The sequence below is a fragment of the Pseudomonas sp. MF6755 genome (genome assembly GCF_016405635.1).
GTDB classification, from domain to species: Bacteria; Pseudomonadota; Gammaproteobacteria; order Pseudomonadales; family Pseudomonadaceae; genus Aquipseudomonas; species Aquipseudomonas haemolytica.
In genome coordinates this window covers 155,447-172,045 of sequence record NZ_JAEKDA010000004.1, presented here as the reverse complement: position 1 = coordinate 172,045, position 16,599 = coordinate 155,447, and the positions used below count along the sequence as shown (strand labels likewise).

Annotated in this window: 13 protein-coding genes and 1 riboswitch; of the genes, 11 read left to right on the top strand and 2 right to left on the bottom strand. The window is 61.4% G+C overall.

What is annotated here, in order from left to right; genetic code table 11:
• Positions 1–14 precede the first annotated feature (14 nt).
• Entirely contained in the window at positions 15–905 is an 891-nt protein-coding gene (locus JFT66_RS06415; protein ID WP_198858991.1) for a LysR family transcriptional regulator, read from the top strand.
• A gap of 23 nt (positions 906–928) precedes the next feature.
• Positions 929–2,206 (top strand): lipid IV(A) 3-deoxy-D-manno-octulosonic acid transferase, encoded by a 1,278-nt coding sequence (waaA, locus tag JFT66_RS06410; protein ID WP_198858990.1) that lies wholly within the window; start codon positions 929–931, stop codon positions 2,204–2,206.
• A 123-nt stretch (positions 2,207–2,329) separates the two neighbouring features.
• On the opposite strand, the gene JFT66_RS06405 is transcribed toward waaA, so the two are convergent.
• Positions 2,330–3,769, bottom strand: a complete 1,440-nt coding sequence (locus tag JFT66_RS06405) for a TolC family outer membrane protein (RefSeq protein WP_198858989.1) — start codon at positions 3,767–3,769, stop codon at positions 2,330–2,332.
• Positions 3,770–3,965: 196 nt separating this feature from the next.
• Positions 3,966–4,071: riboswitch (TPP riboswitch) on the top strand.
• Between the two features lie 149 nt (positions 4,072–4,220).
• Between JFT66_RS06405 and thiC the strand changes: the two genes are divergently transcribed.
• Together thiC and cytX are read left to right on the top strand one after the other, a co-directional pair.
• Complete coding sequence (thiC, locus tag JFT66_RS06400; RefSeq protein WP_153838726.1) at positions 4,221–6,125, top strand: phosphomethylpyrimidine synthase ThiC; 1,905 nt, start codon at positions 4,221–4,223, stop codon at positions 6,123–6,125.
• 145 nt (positions 6,126–6,270) lie between these two features.
• Entirely contained in the window at positions 6,271–7,560 is a 1,290-nt protein-coding gene (gene cytX / locus JFT66_RS06395; RefSeq protein ID WP_198858988.1) for a putative hydroxymethylpyrimidine transporter CytX, read from the top strand.
• Here cytX and JFT66_RS06390 read toward each other — a convergent pair.
• Entirely contained in the window at positions 7,529–8,275 is a 747-nt protein-coding gene (locus JFT66_RS06390) for an RsiV family protein (RefSeq protein ID WP_198858987.1), read from the bottom strand. The genes cytX and JFT66_RS06390 overlap by 32 nt on opposite strands.
• Before the next feature lie 194 nt (positions 8,276–8,469).
• Here JFT66_RS06390 and JFT66_RS06385 point away from each other — a divergent pair, with 194 nt between their 5' ends.
• From JFT66_RS06385 to parC, 7 genes are all read left to right on the top strand, one after another.
• The gene (locus tag JFT66_RS06385; RefSeq protein ID WP_034117420.1) at positions 8,470–9,087 is read left to right on the top strand and encodes an NUDIX domain-containing protein; all 618 of its coding nucleotides are present in this window, start codon (positions 8,470–8,472) and stop codon (positions 9,085–9,087) included.
• Positions 9,078–9,527 carry a DUF1249 domain-containing protein gene (locus tag JFT66_RS06380; RefSeq protein WP_153838729.1) on the top strand — a complete coding sequence of 150 codons (450 nt, stop codon included), beginning with the start codon at positions 9,078–9,080 and terminating at the stop codon, positions 9,525–9,527. Before JFT66_RS06385 ends, JFT66_RS06380 begins: the two co-directional genes overlap by 10 nt.
• A 98-nt stretch (positions 9,528–9,625) precedes the next feature.
• Positions 9,626–10,441 carry a 3',5'-cyclic-AMP phosphodiesterase gene (gene cpdA / locus JFT66_RS06375; RefSeq protein WP_198858986.1) on the top strand — a complete coding sequence of 272 codons (816 nt, stop codon included), beginning with the start codon at positions 9,626–9,628 and terminating at the stop codon, positions 10,439–10,441.
• Between the two features lie 93 nt (positions 10,442–10,534).
• Complete coding sequence (locus tag JFT66_RS06370) at positions 10,535–11,143, top strand: YqiA/YcfP family alpha/beta fold hydrolase (RefSeq protein ID WP_153838730.1); 609 nt, start codon at positions 10,535–10,537, stop codon at positions 11,141–11,143.
• 46 nt (positions 11,144–11,189) lie between these two features.
• Positions 11,190–13,094, top strand: coding sequence for a DNA topoisomerase IV subunit B (gene parE, locus JFT66_RS06365; protein WP_034117424.1), 1,905 nt, complete (start codon positions 11,190–11,192; stop codon positions 13,092–13,094).
• Positions 13,094–14,089 carry an esterase-like activity of phytase family protein gene (locus JFT66_RS06360; RefSeq protein WP_198858985.1) on the top strand — a complete coding sequence of 332 codons (996 nt, stop codon included), beginning with the start codon at positions 13,094–13,096 and terminating at the stop codon, positions 14,087–14,089. Before parE ends, JFT66_RS06360 begins: the two co-directional genes overlap by 1 nt.
• Before the next feature lie 73 nt (positions 14,090–14,162).
• On the top strand, positions 14,163–16,427 hold the full coding sequence (parC, locus tag JFT66_RS06355; RefSeq protein WP_034117426.1) for a DNA topoisomerase IV subunit A: 2,265 nt from the start codon (positions 14,163–14,165) through the stop codon (positions 16,425–16,427).
• Positions 16,428–16,599: the final 172 nt, after the last annotated feature.

Genomic DNA, 16,599 nt, shown 5'->3' with positions numbered 1-16,599 from the left:
AGATAGGTTGAGCCATGAGTGTGCAATGGAACCTGGAACAGATGCGCCTGTTTGTCAGCGTCGCCGAGCAGCGTTCGTTTTCGGCCGTAGCCCGCGGTCAGCGCAAGGCACAATCTGCGATCAGCAATGCAATCGCCTTGCTGGAAGCGGACTTGGGCGTAAGCCTGTTTGAGCGTAGCAGCGGCCGCCAGCCGAGTTTGACCGAGGCTGGCAGCGTGTTACTGGAGGAAGCGCGTGAAGTGCTGCGCCAGTGCGAGCGGCTCAACGGCCGGGCGCTGTCCTTGACCCGCGGTGAGGAAGCCTGCCTGCGCCTGGCCCAGGATGAGGCGATGTTGTTCCAGCCGGTGCTCGATAGCCTCGAGGCGCTGGCGGTGCAATACCCGTTGTTGGAAGTGCAACTGTCCAGCGCCGCTCAGGGCGATGTGGCGCGCAAGCTGGTGGAGCGCAAGGCAGACCTGGGGCTGTTGTTTTTCCACGACCAGATCCCCGAGGCCCTGGAGCGACGGGTGGTGGGCAGTGTGGAAATGGTCACGGTGTGCGGCGTGAATCACCCGCTGGCCAAGGAGCAGTACGTGACGTGCCAACATTTGGCCCAGTATCGGCAGTTGCTGATGTCGACCCAGACCAGCGTCTACCCCGGCAGCGAAGCGGCCAGCCCCCTGGTGTGGCGCGCCGACAGCTTCTATGTATTGGCCGAATGGTTGATGAGCGGCCTGGGCTGGGCCTGGTTGCCTCGGCATATCGTGCAATACCCGACCTACCAACAACAGATGGTCGAATTGGCCAGCGAATGGACGCCGCCGGCGCTGGTGGTGGAGTTGGTATGGCGCCGCGATGAACACCTTGGGCCCGCCGCCCGTTTCCTGGCCAAACGTTTTGCCGAGTGCTTGCAGGCGATCGACTGAAAAAGCCGATAAACTCCGCCGCCATGAATAGAACTCTCTACAGCTGTCTGTTTTACCTGGCGCTGCCGTTGGTGGCCTTACGTCTGTGGTTGCGTGCGCGCAAGGCGCCGGCCTATGCAACGCGTGTTGGCGAGCGGTTTTCCTATGGCCTGCCGCAGATGCGCCCCGGCGGCATTTGGGTGCATGCCGTGTCGGTGGGCGAAAGCATTGCCGCCGCGCCGATGATTCGCGGTTTGTTGGAACGTTATCCACAACTGCCGATCACCGTCACCTGCATGACGCCCACCGGTTCGGAGCGTATCCAGGCGCTGTTCGCCAACGAACCGCGCATCCAGCACTGCTACCTGCCGTACGATTTGCCCTGCGCCGCCAAGCGTTTTCTCGACCGTGTGCAGCCCAAGCTGGCGGTGATCATGGAAACCGAACTGTGGCCCAACCATATCCATGCCTGCGCCCGGCGCGGCATCCCGGTGGCGCTGGCCAATGCACGGTTGTCGGCGCGTTCGGCCAAGGGTTATGCACGTTTCGCCAAGTTGACGGCGCCCATGCTCTCGCAAATGAGTCTGTTCGCTGTGCAGACTGAAACCGAGGCCGAGCGTTTTCGCAGCCTGGGCGCCCGCTCTGAAACCGTGGAGGTTACCGGCTCGATCAAGTTCGACCTGACCATCGATCCGCAACTGCCGGAGCGCGCCGCTGCCTTGCGCGAACAATGGGGCGCCAGCGAGCGGCCAGTGTGGATTGCGGCCAGTACCCACGAAGGCGAAGATGAGGTGGTGCTTGCGGCCCATCGCCAATTGCTCGCCAGCTACCCCAACGCCTTACTGATTTTGGTGCCACGCCACCAGGAACGCTTCGGCCCGACGTTTGAGCGTTGCGTGCAGCAGGGCTTTGCCACGGTACGTCGCTCCAGTGGCGAGCCAGTTACCGCGCAAACCTCAGTGTTGCTTGGCGACACCATGGGCGAGTTGTTGTTTCTCTACGCCTTGGCCGACAGCGCTTTTGTTGGCGGCAGCCTGGTGCCGACCGGTGGGCACAATCCGCTGGAGCCGGCGGCGCTGGGTAAGCCGGTGATCATGGGGCCGCACCTGTTCAATTTTCTCGAAATCACCGCGATGATGCGTGACGCCGGGGCGTTGCGAGAGGTGGATGATGCAGACGGTTTGGCCGAAGCGGTGCGGCAGCTTTTCGAGCTGCCGCAGGATGCACACAGGATGGCGCAGGCGGGGTTGAAAGTGATGCAGGCCAACCAGGGTGCGTTAAAACGCCTTTTGGACGGTTTGGAAAGATTGATCGCTCACTGACCCAGCGCCCATCAAATGTGGGAGGGGGCTTGCTCCCGATGGCAGTGGGTCAGCCAACCTATTGGGCGACTGACATAGCGCTATCGGGAGCAAGCCCCCTCCCACATTGGTTATGCGGTGAGCTTAATAGCCCGGGCGGGCCTTGAGCTGTTCGGCAGCAGCCTTGGCCAGGTCCGGTGGCAGGAAGTCCTTGTCCGGGTTGTAGTCCGCCTTGAGGTAGCGCGCCAGGTCTTGCAGGTCCCCTGGGTTCAGCGTGCCCGCCGCCTGCTTCAAGCGCAGGTTGTCGAGGATGTAGTCGTAGCGGCTGTTGTTGTAGTTACGCACCGACGCGTACAGCTGGCGCTGTGAGTCAAGCACGTCGACGATGTTGCGTGTGCCCACCTGATAGCCGATTTCCGTGGCTTCCACTGCGCTCTGGTTGGAGATGATCGACTGGCGACGCGCCTGTACCTGCTCCACATCGGTATTCACCGCACGGTGCAGGTTACGGGTGTTTTCTACCACCTGGCGGCGCAGGCCCTCACGTTGTTGCTCGGTCTGGTCCAGGCGTGAATAGGATTCGCGCACTTGCGAGCTGGTGAGGCCACCGCTGTAGATCGGGATGTTCAACCGCAGGCCGATGGTGCGTTGCGACACATCACCGCCGTACGGGATGGGCAACTGGTTGGGGTTGCTGAAACCCAAGGCGTCGTTGTCACCTTTTTCGTATTGCGCGACGGCGTCGAGCGTCGGCAAGTGGCCGGCCTTGCGTTGCCGCAGGGTTTCTTCGGCGGCGGTCACCGCGTAGTTGCTGGCCAGCAGGTTGAGGTTCTGGCGACCGGCGGTTTCGACCCAGGCCTTGGCGTCGTTTGGCGCCGGCGGCAGTACCGGCAGGGTGTGGACGATGCCCTGGATCGAGTTGTATTGACGGTTGGTCAGGGTAATCAGCGCTTCAAAGGCGTCGTCTACCTGGCGCTGGGCAACGATGCGGTTGGCCCGGGCCGTGTCGTAGCTGGCCTGGGATTGCAGCACGTCGGTCTTGTCCGACAGGCCCACGTCAAAGCGTTCGTTGGACTGGTCGAGCTGGCGCTTGAAGGCATTTTCTTCGGCCTTGGTCGAGGCCAGGTTGTCCTGGGCGCGCAGCACGGCGAAGTAGCTCTCGGCACTTTGCAAAATCAGGTTCTGTTCAGTGGCCGACAGTTGCAGCGAGGCTTGCTCGTTGACGGCTTCGGCGGCTTGCAGTTGGAACCAGCGATCGGCGCGAAACAGCGGCTGGCTCAGTGTGGCGCGCCAGGAGTGGGCGTCCCGGTTGGCCGTGGCGGCCGGCTGGTCGATCTGGGTGCGCACGTTATTGCTGTCGGCACCGGCCGACAGGTTTGGCAGCAGCCCGGCGCGGGCCTGGGGCACCACTTCTTTTTGCGCGCCGTATTGGGCGCGGGCGGCGGCCAGGTCGGCGTTGTTGTTCGCCGCTTCCTGATAGACGCTGACCAGGTCGGTGCGGGCGGACAAGGGCGCTTCAGCTGCCCAGACCATTCCGTTGGTCGCACAAGACACGGCAAGAGCCAGTGAAAGTTTGCGCAGCATGAGGCGATCCCTAGTGTGAATATTACGGCAATAATTTAGCGCCCAAGGCTAAGGCTGGCCATTCCTGGCGTCAAGCATTGTGGCGGCAACCGAGTGTAGTGTTGCTGACCCGGCGCAACAATCCCGTAATCACGCCATTCATCACGCTGAATGCACCGCTATTGGCAATTTGCCTGCGCCATGGTCTAGACTGGCCGCGTTCTTGTCGGGGTGCCTTGTTGGAAGGCTGAGATCGGTAAATACCGGATCCCGTTGAACCTGATCAGGTTAACGCCTGCGTAGGGAACAAGATTTCTCGTCACCCGGCGAGTCCTCTTGTGCTTCGTCCGGGATGTTGTTCGACCATCGAACAGCCCTCGAGTACCGAGCACAGCACTGGTTTCAGTGCGTCCATCCGTCACAGGTTCGCTCCGACAAAAATCCACCGCCTGGATAAGTTGGAGAGCCCGTGATGAGCACTGAACTGAAAAGTACAAAACTAAAAAATACCGTGCACCTGAGTGAATCGGCCAAGGTCGACTCTGGTTCCGTGCAGCCGTTTACCCGCTCGCAGAAAATCTACGTACCCGGTACTCGCCCGGACATTCGTGTGCCGATGCGCGAAATCAGCCTGGATGTGACTCCCACCGATTTTGGCGGTGAAATCAACGCGCCCGTGGTCGTCTACGACACCTCCGGCCCGTATACCGACCCCAATGTCATCATCGACGTGCGCAAAGGTTTAGGCGATGTACGCTCGCCCTGGATCGAATCCCGGGGCGACACCGAGCGCCTGTCTGGCCTGAGCTCGCACTTCGGCCAACAGCGCCTGAGCGATGCCGAATTGACCGCCTTGCGCTTTGCCCATGTGAAGAACCCGCGTCGCGCCAAGGCCGGTGCCAACGTCACGCAGATGCACTACGCCCGCAAAGGCATCATTACCGCCGAGATGGAGTACGTCGCCATCCGCGAAAACATGAAGCTGGAGGAGGCCCGCGCCAGCGGCCTGCTGGACCAGCAGCACGCCGGCCACAGCTTCGGCGCCAGCGTGCCGAAAATCATCACCCCAGAGTTCGTGCGCGAAGAAATCGCCCGCGGCCGAGCGATCATTCCGGCCAACATCAACCACACCGAACTGGAACCGATGATCATCGGCCGTAACTTCCTGGTGAAGATCAACGGCAATATCGGCAACAGTGCGTTGGGCTCGTCCATTGAAGAAGAAGTGGCGAAACTGACCTGGGGCATTCGCTGGGGCTCGGACACCGTCATGGACCTGTCCACCGGCAAGCACATCCATGAAACCCGCGAGTGGATCATCCGCAATTCGCCAGTGCCGATCGGTACCGTGCCGATCTACCAGGCCCTGGAAAAAGTCGGCGGCGCCGCCGAAGACCTGACGTGGGAGCTGTTCCGCGACACCTTGATCGAACAGGCCGAGCAGGGCGTGGACTACTTCACCATCCACGCCGGCGTGTTGCTGCGCTACGTGCCACTGACCGCCAAACGCGTCACCGGCATCGTCTCGCGTGGCGGCTCGATCATGGCCAAGTGGTGCCTGGCGCATCACAAAGAGAACTTCACCTACACGCATTTCGACGAAATCTGCGAAATCATGAAGGCCTATGACGTCAGCTTCTCCCTCGGCGATGGCCTGCGCCCAGGCTCGATTGCCGATGCCAACGACGCCGCGCAATTTGGTGAGCTGGAAACCCTTGGCGAACTGACCAAGATCGCCTGGAAGCATGACGTGCAAACGATGATCGAAGGCCCAGGCCATGTGCCGATGCAGTTGATCAAAGAGAACATGGACAAGCAACTGGAGTGCTGTGACGAGGCACCGTTCTACACCCTCGGCCCATTGACCACTGACATTGCACCAGGTTACGACCACATCACGTCGGGTATCGGTGCGGCGATGATCGGCTGGTTCGGTTGCGCCATGCTCTGCTACGTCACGCCCAAGGAACACTTGGGCTTGCCGAACAAGGATGACGTGAAGACCGGGATCATCACCTACAAGATCGCCGCACACGCAGCCGATCTCGCCAAAGGCCATCCGGGCGCGCAGATCCGCGATAACGCCTTGAGCAAGGCGCGCTTCGAGTTCCGCTGGGAAGACCAGTTCAACCTTGGCCTGGACCCGGACACCGCACGTTCCTACCACGATGAAACCTTGCCGAAGGATTCGGCCAAGGTCGCGCATTTTTGCTCCATGTGCGGGCCGAAGTTCTGCTCGATGAAAATCACCCAGGAAGTGCGTGAGTACGCGGCCAACCAGCGCATTGAGGCGGTGGACGTGGACGTGGCCAAGGGTTTGGCGGAGCAGGCGGAGCGGTTCAAGCAGGAAGGTAGCCAGCTCTACAAGAAGGTCTGAACCGGGATCGCAGGCGCCTGCACTGGCCTCTTCGCGAGCAAGCCCGCTCCCACATTTTGATCTGTGAATACATTCAAATTGTGGGAGCGGGCTTGCTCGCGAAAGCGATCTTCCAAACAACAAGTGCCCCTCAGAGATACCACCCTTGAGCCTTCAATCCAGCACCTACTCCCCCGACATCGCAGTGCCTGCCGACAAAAGAGTGTTTGGCACCCGCGACCTGTTCTCCCTGTGGTTCTCCCTCGGCATTGGCCTGATGGTCCTGCAAACCGGTGCCCTGCTCGCACCGGGTTTGGGCTTGTCTGGCGCGTTGCTGGCGATTTTTCTCGGCACGTCGGTCGGTGTGCTGTTGCTGGCTGCGGTCGGCGTGATCGGCAGCGATACCGGTCTGTCAGCCATGGCTGCGCTCAAGCTCAGCCTCGGTGCCCGGGGCGCCAGCCTGCCGGCGCTGTTGAACCTGCTGCAATTGATCGGCTGGGGCTCTTTCGAGATCATCGTGATGCGCGACGCCGCCAGCTTGCTCGGTACGCGGGCGTTCAGCGAAGGTAGCCTGCTGGCGTCCCCCTTGCTGTGGACGCTGTTTTTCGGTGGCCTGGCGACCTTGCTGGCGGTCAGCGGGCCGCTGACGTTTGTGCGGCAAATCCTGCGCAAATGGGGCATCTGGCTGCTGCTCGCCGCTTGCCTGTGGCTGACCTGGAACCTGTTTGCCAAAGCCGACCTCGCCGCCCTCTGGGCTCAGGCCGGTGACGGCTCGATGCCGTTTGCGGTGGGGTTCGATATTGCCATTGCCATGCCGTTGTCCTGGCTGCCGCTGATTGCCGACTACTCACGTTTCGGCAAACGTGCGAAAAGCGTGTTCGGCGGCACGGCACTGGGGTTCTTTATCGGTAATTTCTGGCTGATGAGCCTGGGCGTGGCCTACACCCTGGCGTTTGCGCCGAGCGGTGAAGTCAACGCGTTGCTGTTGGCCCTGGCTGGCGCGGGCCTGGGGATTCCACTGTTACTGATCCTGTTGGATGAATCAGAAAACGCCTTTGCCGATATTCACTCGGCGGCGGTGTCCAGCGGGATGCTGTTGCGCTTGAAGGTCGAGCACCTTGCGTTGGCGATTGGCGTGATCTGCACCTTGATCGCCTGCCTGGCGCCGTTGGCGCAGTACCAGAACTTCCTGTTGCTGATCGGCTCAGTGTTTGCACCGTTATTCGGCGTGGTGCTGGTGGATCACTTCATCTTGCGTCGCCGTGCCCCGGGCGCCGTCACGCTATTGCGCTGGACGGCATTGCTGGCCTGGCTGGGCGGCATCGCCACTTATCATCTGTTGGCCAACCTGTATCCGGACGTCGGCGCGACCCTGCCGGCACTGGTGCTGGCAGGGCTGTTGCAACTGATCCTGGGCCGGGCCTTCAGCGGCGTGCGGGCACCAGTTCAGGCTTGATCACACCGCTGAGGCGCGCATAAGGGATGGTCATTTCGATCAGCCCCATGGCGTAAGGCGCGATGGTGGCGACGTTGTACTTGAGCACTACGCCGCTGCTGGTCAGGGCCACGTTCGGGGTTTTCTGGAACGGCCAGTTCTTCACGAACTCCGGGTCGCGGTCCATCTGCGAGTTGATCAGCCAGGTGTTGTGGGCGACCTTCGCGGTATTCCAGAACGCCTGTTCCTGGCCGGGCAGCAGCATGTCGGCCAGGCTCAGTTCTTTATGAAGCAGGCGTGAATAATTGATGAAGCCACGCCCCGGCTCGCCGTGGGCGACGCCGGTGTCCAGGTAGCTGGACACTTCAATGATCACCAGTGCGTCATGTTGCTCACGTACCTTGGCCTGCAAGTACATGCTGTGGCGGTTCGGGGACTCGCGCAGAAACTTGTCCCGATAGGCATTCAGGGTGGCCGGCACTGCAGCGCCCGGCGTGGTGCGGGTCATTTGCAGCAGGCGCTGCTCCACCAGGGTGTCGAGTTGCGGCTCGGCAGGGAAGTGCAGGGTGTCGATGTTCACCAGCGGGCAGTCAGGGCTATCGCAGCCTGGCTTGATCTGCTCCGTTTTGTCGGTGGTAGTGTCCAGCGGCTTGAGTTGGCCGGGTTGGAACAGGCTCTGGCAGGCACCCAGGGTCAAGGCAATACAGGCCACGGAGGCGATTCTTAAAAGCGACATGTGTGTCCTTCGTAAATCGGTGGAAAGCGAAAAAGAGTAGCGCTTGGACTGCCAACAAGGCAGTCAGTTCGCCACTAGACTGATTGAGGGGAGTTTGACGCCCACCGCCTATCCCGGCAACCGGAAAGGGGCTGCATCAACCGGCATTGGCGCGTTAGGATGGCGCCAATTGCATCAGCATAACGAGGAAGAACATGACGGACATCGCGAAGTCCACGCCGAACAAGATCGAGATTGTTCAGCGCGATAATGCCTATCAGGGCTTCTACAAGTTGGACTGCGTGCAACTGCGCCACGAGAAGTTCGACGGCGGCATGAGCCGGGTGATCAACCGTGAAGTCTTCGTTCGTCATGACGCCGTGTGCGTGTTGCCCTATGACCCGCAGCGCGATGAGGTGGTGCTGATCGAACAGTTCCGCGTCGGCGCCATGGGCCGCGCCGATAACCCGTGGCTGGTGGAAATGGTCGCCGGCCTGATTGACAAGGACGAGCAACCGGAGGAGGTTGCACACCGCGAGGCCGAGGAGGAAGCTGGGCTGACATTCTCCGCGCTGTGGCCGATCACCAAGTACTTCCCATCGCCCGGCGGCAGTACCGAATTTGTCCACCTGTACCTGGGCCGTTGCGACAGCTCGGGCGCTGGTGGCGTCCATGGATTGGAAGAAGAGGCAGAAGATATCCGCGTCACCGCCTGGGCCTTCGAAGATGCCTTGCAAGCGGTCCGTGACGGCAAAATTTCCAATGCAGCCAGCATCATCGCCCTGCAATGGCTTGCGCTTAACCGCGCGGAAGTGAGGGGGTTATGGCAGTAAAGGCACGTGAACGTTATCGAGTTGATCTTGTCGGGCTGCAAGCCGCCTGCGAGGCCAACTATGCGCGGCTGATGCGCCTGCTCCCCGACATGCGCCACACCCCCGAGGCGCGGCGTATCGCCGTGACCCATGGGGACCAGATGCTCGGTGTGCTGACCCTGGAGGTCATCCTCACTTGCCCGTATACGACCACACTGCGTGTTCGCCAGGAGCACAGCCTGCCGTGGCTGCCGGTGCCGCAATTGGAAGTGCAGGTGTACCACGACGCGCGTATGGCCGAAGTGATCAGCGCCGAACATGCACGACGCTTTCGCAGCATCTATCCTTACCCGAATGTGTTCATGCACCAACCCGATGAGAAAGCACAGCTCAATGTGTTCCTCGGTGAATGGCTGAGCCACTGCCTGGCCTTGGGCCATGAGTTCGAAGTCGTGCGGTAGATGTGAACGGCGTCTGCTTCCTCTGCTTTCCTCTTTGTGTCCTGCCCTAGCATAATCGCACCACCTATCCATTCCAGTGATTGCCTTGGGAGAGCGCCTTGCCGAGCGTATCCAACGTGAACCCCGATGCCAGCGCGTTGTTGGTGCAGTTGTCCGACAGCCATCTGTTTGCCGAGGCGGACGCTACGCTGCTGGGCATGAATACTCGCGCCAGCTTGCAGCGGGTGATCGAGTTGGTGCGCGAGCAACAGCCGCAGGTCGATCTGGTGCTGGCCACCGGTGACCTGTCCCAGGACGGCACGCTCGAGTCCTACCAGCAGTTTCGTGACATGACCCGGCGGATTGGTGCGCCGGCGCGCTGGATCCCGGGTAATCACGACGAGCCGCAGGTCATGGCCCAGGCCGCCGTGCACAGTGATTTGCTCGAGCCGGTGGTCGACATTGGCAACTGGCGCATTACCCTGCTGGACTCCGCCGTGCCCGGCTCGGTGCCTGGCTACTTGCAGGACCAACAATTGCAGCTGCTCGCCCAGGCGCTGAGCGAAGCGCCGAGCCGCCATCATCTGGTGTGCTTCCACCATCATCCGGTGTCCATCGGTTGTGCCTGGATGGAACCTATCGGCCTGCGCAACCCCGAGGCGCTGTTTGCCGTGCTCGACCGCTTCCCGCAGGTTCGGGCGTTGCTCTGGGGGCACGTGCACCAGGAGATCGACAGCGAGCGTAACGGAGTGCGGTTGCTGGCTTCGCCGTCCACCTGTATCCAGTTCGCGCCGGACAGCGAGGATTTCCAGGTCAGCGAGCAAGCGCCAGGTTATCGTTGGCTGCGCTTGCATGCCGACGGACGGTTGGAGACCGGAGTGGAGCGGGTCGAAGGCTTCGCTTTTACCGTGGACTACGGTAGCAACGGCTACTGAATGTGGGAGGGGGTGTCTGGAAGATCGGGTGCTCACACCTGGCCTCGATCCCTGTAAACTGCGGCTCTTTGGCCCACGCACGGAGAGCCCGGCATGTCCGCTTCGATCCTGTATATCCACGGTTTCAATAGTGCACCGGCCTCCAACAAGGCGAGTCAGTTGATCACCGTGATGGGCACCCTCGGCCTGGCCGACCAGTTGCGTGTGCCGGCGCTGCATCACCACCCGCGTCAGGCTATTCCTCAATTGGAGCAGGCCATTGACCAACTGGGGCGGCCCCTGCTGGTCGGCAGCTCGCTCGGCGGCTACTATGCAACCCATCTTGCCGAACGCCATGGCCTCAAGGCGCTGCTGGTCAACCCTGCGGTCAGCCCCCATCGGATGTTCGACGGTTACCTGGGGACCCAGAAGAACCTCTACACCGATGAGACCTGGGAGTTGACCCACGACCACGTTGCGGCGCTGGCCGAGCTGGAAGTACCCGCACCCCAGGACGCAGCGCGTTATCAGGTGTGGTTGCAGACCGGGGATGAAACCTTGGATTATCGCCTCGCCCAACAGTACTACCGGGCTTGTGCCTTGCGTATCCAGGCCGGTGGCGACCATGGTTACCAAGGGTTCGCCCAGCAATTGCCGGCATTGTTGAGCTTTGCCGGCATTGGCGCAGATCAGTATCAATCCTTCGATTTTTCGTCACTGTAGAAAATCGCAGGTCACTTTTTAATCGAACGACTCACGACGAGACCCCATGGCCACTCCCAGCGCTAGCTCTTATAACGCCGACGCCATCGAAGTCCTCTCGGGCCTCGACCCGGTGCGCAAACGTCCCGGTATGTACACCGACACCAGTCGGCCGAACCACCTTGCCCAGGAAGTCATCGACAACAGCGTCGACGAAGCCTTGGCCGGGCACGCCAAGTCGGTACAAGTCATCCTACATGCCGACCACTCCCTGGAAGTGTCCGACGATGGTCGCGGCATGCCGGTGGACATTCACCCGGAAGAGGGTGTGTCGGGCGTCGAGCTGATCCTGACCAAGCTGCACGCCGGCGGCAAGTTCTCCAACAAGAACTACCAGTTCTCCGGTGGCTTGCACGGTGTGGGGATTTCCGTGGTCAACGCCCTGTCGACGCAGGTCAGGGTCAAGGTCAAGCGCGACGGCAACGAGTACCAGATGACCTTCGCCGATGGCTATAAAGCCACCGACCTGGAAGTGGTCGGCAGCGTTGGCAAGCGCAACACCGGTACCAGCGTGTACTTTGCGCCAGACCCGAAATACTTCGATTCACCGAAATTCTCCATCAGCCGCCTCAAGCACGTGCTCAAGGCCAAGGCCGTGCTGTGCCCGGGCCTGTTGGTCAGCTTTGAAGACAAAGGCACCGGCGAGAAGGTCGAGTGGCACTACGAAGACGGCCTGCGCTCCTATCTGGAAGACTCCGTCAGCGACTTCGAACGCCTGCCCAACGAGCCGTTCTGCGGCAGCCTGGCCGGTAATAAAGAAGCTGTCGACTGGGCGCTGCTGTGGTTGCCCGAAGGTGGCGACAGCGTGCAGGAAAGCTACGTCAACCTGATCCCCACCGCCCAGGGCGGCACCCACGTCAATGGTCTGCGCCAAGGCTTGCTGGATGCCATGCGCGAATTCTGCGAATACCGCAGCCTGCTGCCGCGCGGCGTCAAGCTGGCGCCGGAAGACGTGTGGGAGCGCATCGCGTTCGTGCTGTCGATGAAGATGCAGGAGCCGCAATTCTCCGGCCAGACCAAGGAGCGCCTGTCGTCCCGTGAAGCAGCGGCATTTGTCTCCGGCGTGGTCAAGGATGCCTTCAGCCTGTGGCTCAACGAGCACCCGGAATTGGGCCTGGCCCTGGCGGAACTGGCGATCAACAACGCTGGCCGGCGCCTGAAGGCCAGTAAGAAGGTCGAGCGCAAGCGCATTACCCAAGGCCCGGCGCTGCCTGGCAAGCTGGCCGATTGCGCCGGGCAGGACCCGATGCGTTCCGAGCTGTTCCTGGTCGAAGGTGACTCCGCCGGCGGTTCTGCCAAGCAAGCGCGGGACAAGGAATTCCAGGCGATCCTGCCGCTGCGCGGCAAGATCCTCAATACCTGGGAAGTCGACGGCAGCGAAGTGCTCGCCAGCCAGGAAGTGCACAACATCGCCGTGGCTATCGGGGTTGACCCGGGCGCTGCGGACATGAGCCAGTTGCGCTACGGCAAGATCTGCATTCTCGCCGACGCCGACTCCGACGGCCTGCACATCGCAACCCTGCTGTGCGCATTGTTCGTGCAGCACTTCCGCCCGTTGGTGGATGCCGGTCACGTCTATGTCGCGATGCCGCCGCTGTACCGCATCGACCTGGGCAAGGAAATTTTCTACGCTCTGGACGAAGCCGAGCGCGATGGCATCCTCGACCGCCTGGTGGCCGAGAAGAAGCGCGGCAAGCCACAGGTCACGCGATTCAAGGGCCTGGGCGAAATGAACCCGCCGCAGCTGCGTGAAACCACCATGGACCCGAACACCCGGCGCCTGGTGCAGTTGACCCTGGAAGACTTCGCCGGCACGTCGGAAATGATGGACATGCTGCTGGCCAAGAAGCGTGCACCGGATCGCAAAGCGTGGCTGGAATCCAAAGGCAACCTGGCCGAGGTTCTGGGCTGATGCGCACAGGCTTCGCCCTGGCGATCCTGATGTTGAGCGGGCTGGCGGCCACCCAGGTGCTTGCCGCGCCCGTGGCAGAGCTCAAGCTGGTGTCCGAACACCCGGTGGACGGCATGCGCGGCGGTAACCTGTCGGGCCTGGCGCTGTGTGGCCATGAGCTGTGGACGGTTTCCGATCGTGATGACGATCAGATCTACCGTCTGGATACCGGTGCGCCGACCTGGAACGCCGAGGTGCTGAAGATCGAGGTGCCGCCGGTGCCTGAATCCGGCTTGCCTTGGGGGTTGCGTTCGCGCACCAAGGCCGCCTCGTTCATTCGTGGCGGTGACCTGGATTTTGAAGGCATCACCTGTGATGCCGCGGGTAACCGCTACATTGTCAGCGAAGCCCATGCCGCGGTCTTACAGGTGCCTGCGACTGGGGCGCCCGAGTGGTTGAAAATCGCCCCGGGCATGGTGCGTGAAGCCCGCGCTAGTGGCATGTTGCTGCACTTTAATGCGTTGTTCGAGGGCCTGGTGGTGAGCCCCGAAGGCAATCAGATCTGGCTGGCCGCCGAACGTGAGCGACGCGGCCTGATCTCGATCAAGCGCGGGCAGAGCGTGTGGGATTGCGATGGCCCCTGTGTGCTGTTGAGCGAGGCCGGCCAGGAAGTGCAACCGGCGCAGTTCACCAACGCCAAGGCGGTGTCCAAGGATTTTGCCGACCTGGCGCTGTTCAACGGCAAGCTGTTTACCCTGGAGCGCAACGCGTTCCAGATTTGCCGGCGCGATACGGCCACCGCCAAGGTCGAGCTGTGCTGGTCGTTTGCCGAGGAGACCCTTACGCCGCAGCGGCGTTACCCTCAGCCCTATGGCCTGGCCGAAGCCCTGTTGGTGGACGCTGACGGTGCTTGGGTCGGTATCGACAATAATTTCGGCCCCCGCGCCGATGGTGAAAAACGCCCTATGGTCTATCGTTTCGCCGCCCCCGCCGGTGGCTGGAGCGCCCAGCCATGAGCCATCCTTTTTTTGAATTGACCCGGCGCAGCGGCAGTTCCGCTACGCGTTACCCAACAATGATGAGGCCCGCATGAGTGACATCCTCGCAGACAGCTTAGATGGCGTAGAACGCCGGTCGCTGGCTGACTTCACCGAAAATGCCTACCTCAACTACTCCATGTACGTGATCATGGACCGTGCCTTGCCGCATATCGGCGACGGCCTGAAGCCTGTACAGCGGCGCATCATCTACGCCATGAGTGAGTTGGGCCTGGACGCCGACTCCAAGCACAAGAAGTCGGCGCGTACCGTCGGTGACGTGCTCGGTAAGTTCCACCCCCACGGCGATTCGGCGTGCTATGAAGCCATGGTGCTGATGGCGCAGCCGTTCAGCTACCGCTACACCCTGGTGGACGGCCAGGGTAACTGGGGTGCGCCGGACGATCCCAAGTCCTTCGCCGCCATGCGTTACACCGAGGCGCGGTTGTCGCGTTACTCGGAAGTACTGCTGAGCGAATTGGGCCAGGGCACCGCGAACTGGGGGCCGAACTTTGACGGTACCCTCGATGAGCCCCTGGTATTGCCGGCACGTTTGCCGAATATCCTGCTCAATGGCACCACCGGTATCGCGGTCGGCATGGCCACCGACGTGCCGCCGCACAACCTGCGCGAAGTCGCCACCGCCTGCGTGCGTTTGCTGGATGAGCCCAAGGCTACGGTCGAGCAGCTCTGCGAGCATATCCAGGGCCCGGATTATCCGACCGAAGCGGAAATCATCACGCCCCGCGCCGACCTGCTGAAGATGTACGAAACCGGCAAGGGTTCGGTGCGCATGCGCGCCGTGTACCACGTTGAAGATGGCGACATTATTGTCACCGCGTTGCCGCACCAGGTGTCGGGCGCCAAGGTGCTGGAGCAGATCGCCGCATTGATGCAGGCCAAGCCATCGAAACTGCCCCAAGTGGCCGACCTGCGTGACGAGTCCGACCACGAGAACCCTTGCCGCATCGTGATCATCCCGACCAATAGCCGGGTGGATCATGAAGTGCTGATGCAGCATCTGTTTGCCAGCACCGACCTGGAGTCCAGCTACCGGGTCAACGTCAATATCATTGGCCTGGACGGCAAGCCGCAGTTGAAGAACCTGCGCAATCTGCTGGTGGAGTGGCTGGAGTTCCGCGTGCAGACCGTGCGCCGCCGCCTGCAATTCCGCCTCGACAAGGTCGAGCGTCGCCTGCACCTGTTGGACGGCTTGTTGATTGCCTACCTCAACCTGGATGAAGTGATTCATATCATCCGTACCGCCGAGCACCCGAAAGCCGAGCTGATCGCGCGTTTCGAGCTGAGCGAAATCCAGGCTGACTACATCCTCGATACCCGCTTGCGCCAGTTGGCACGCCTGGAAGAAATGAAGCTGCGCGACGAGCAAGACGCGCTGCTCAAGGAGCAAGCCAAGCTGCAAGCACTGCTGGGCAGCGAAGCCAAGCTCAAGAAGCTGGTGCGCAGCGAGCTGATCAAAGACGCCGAAACCTACGGCGATGACCGTCGTTCGCCGATCGTCGAGCGTGCAGAGGCGAAGGCTCTGACAGAAACCGAGCTGTTGCCTAACGAGAAAATTACCGTCGTTCTGTCGGAAAAGGGTTGGGTTCGTTCCGCCAAAGGGCATGATATTGACGCCACCGGCCTTTCGTACAAAGCCGGTGATGGCTTCAAGACCGCTGCGGCCGGGCGTTCCAACCAGTTCGCAGTGTTTATCGACTCGACCGGGCGCAGTTATTCGGTGCCGGCCCATACCCTGCCGTCTGCACGGGGGCAGGGCGAGCCGTTGACCGGGCGCCTCACGCCGCCACCGGGGGCGAATTTCGAGTGCGTGCTGCTGCCGGACGATGATTCGCTGTACGTCATTGCTTCCGACGCCGGTTACGGTTTCGTGGTCAAGGGTGAAGACCTGCAGGCCAAGAACAAGGCGGGCAAGGCGCTGTTGAGCCTGCCGAACAACGCCAAGGTGATCTTGCCAAGGCCAGTGGGTGATCGTGAGAGCAACTGGTTGGCTTCGGTGACCACCGAAGGGCGTTTGCTGGTATTCAAGATCAGCGATCTGCCGCAGTTGGGCAAAGGCAAAGGGAACAAGATTATCGGGATCCCTGGTGACCGGGTGGCCAGTCGCGAAGAGTATGTGACCGACATCGCCGTGATCCCGGAAGGTTCCACCCTGGTGCTCCAGGCCGGCAAGCGCACGTTGTCATTGCGCCCTGACGACCTTGAACACTACAAGGGCGAGCGAGGCCGGCGTGGTAATAAACTGCCTCGCGGCTTCCAGCGAGTAGATGCCTTGCTGGTGGAAACGCCGGTTTAAGGCCGACTAGAGGGCTCGATCTACGATTTAACGCGTAGATCGACGCTTTCGCGCTGGAGTCATGGCGCATATTCACGGATGATATGGCCTTTCCAGCGCCGGCGTAGCCGAGCGTGTTTAGGTTATTTTTAGTATTACATTGTGGTTCGCCGTGTGGCAGCCACCTGGATGG

Excerpts from the sequence above, each read along its gene's own strand:
- JFT66_RS06415 (WP_198858991.1), top strand. The coding sequence starts at position 15 with ATGAGTGTGCAATGGAACCTGGAACAGATGCGCCTGTTTGTCAGCGTC.
- waaA (WP_198858990.1), top strand. The coding sequence starts at position 929 with ATGAATAGAACTCTCTACAGCTGTCTGTTTTACCTGGCGCTGCCGTTG.
- JFT66_RS06405 (WP_198858989.1), bottom strand. The coding sequence starts at position 3,769 with ATGCTGCGCAAACTTTCACTGGCTCTTGCCGTGTCTTGTGCGACCAAC.
- thiC (WP_153838726.1), top strand. The coding sequence starts at position 4,221 with ATGAGCACTGAACTGAAAAGTACAAAACTAAAAAATACCGTGCACCTG.
- JFT66_RS06390 (WP_198858987.1), bottom strand. The coding sequence starts at position 8,275 with ATGTCGCTTTTAAGAATCGCCTCCGTGGCCTGTATTGCCTTGACCCTG.
- JFT66_RS06385 (WP_034117420.1), top strand. The coding sequence starts at position 8,470 with ATGACGGACATCGCGAAGTCCACGCCGAACAAGATCGAGATTGTTCAG.
- JFT66_RS06380 (WP_153838729.1), top strand. The coding sequence starts at position 9,078 with ATGGCAGTAAAGGCACGTGAACGTTATCGAGTTGATCTTGTCGGGCTG.
- JFT66_RS06370 (WP_153838730.1), top strand. The coding sequence starts at position 10,535 with ATGTCCGCTTCGATCCTGTATATCCACGGTTTCAATAGTGCACCGGCC.
- parE (WP_034117424.1), top strand. The coding sequence starts at position 11,190 with ATGGCCACTCCCAGCGCTAGCTCTTATAACGCCGACGCCATCGAAGTC.
- JFT66_RS06360 (WP_198858985.1), top strand. The coding sequence starts at position 13,094 with ATGCGCACAGGCTTCGCCCTGGCGATCCTGATGTTGAGCGGGCTGGCG.
- parC (WP_034117426.1), top strand. The coding sequence starts at position 14,163 with ATGAGTGACATCCTCGCAGACAGCTTAGATGGCGTAGAACGCCGGTCG.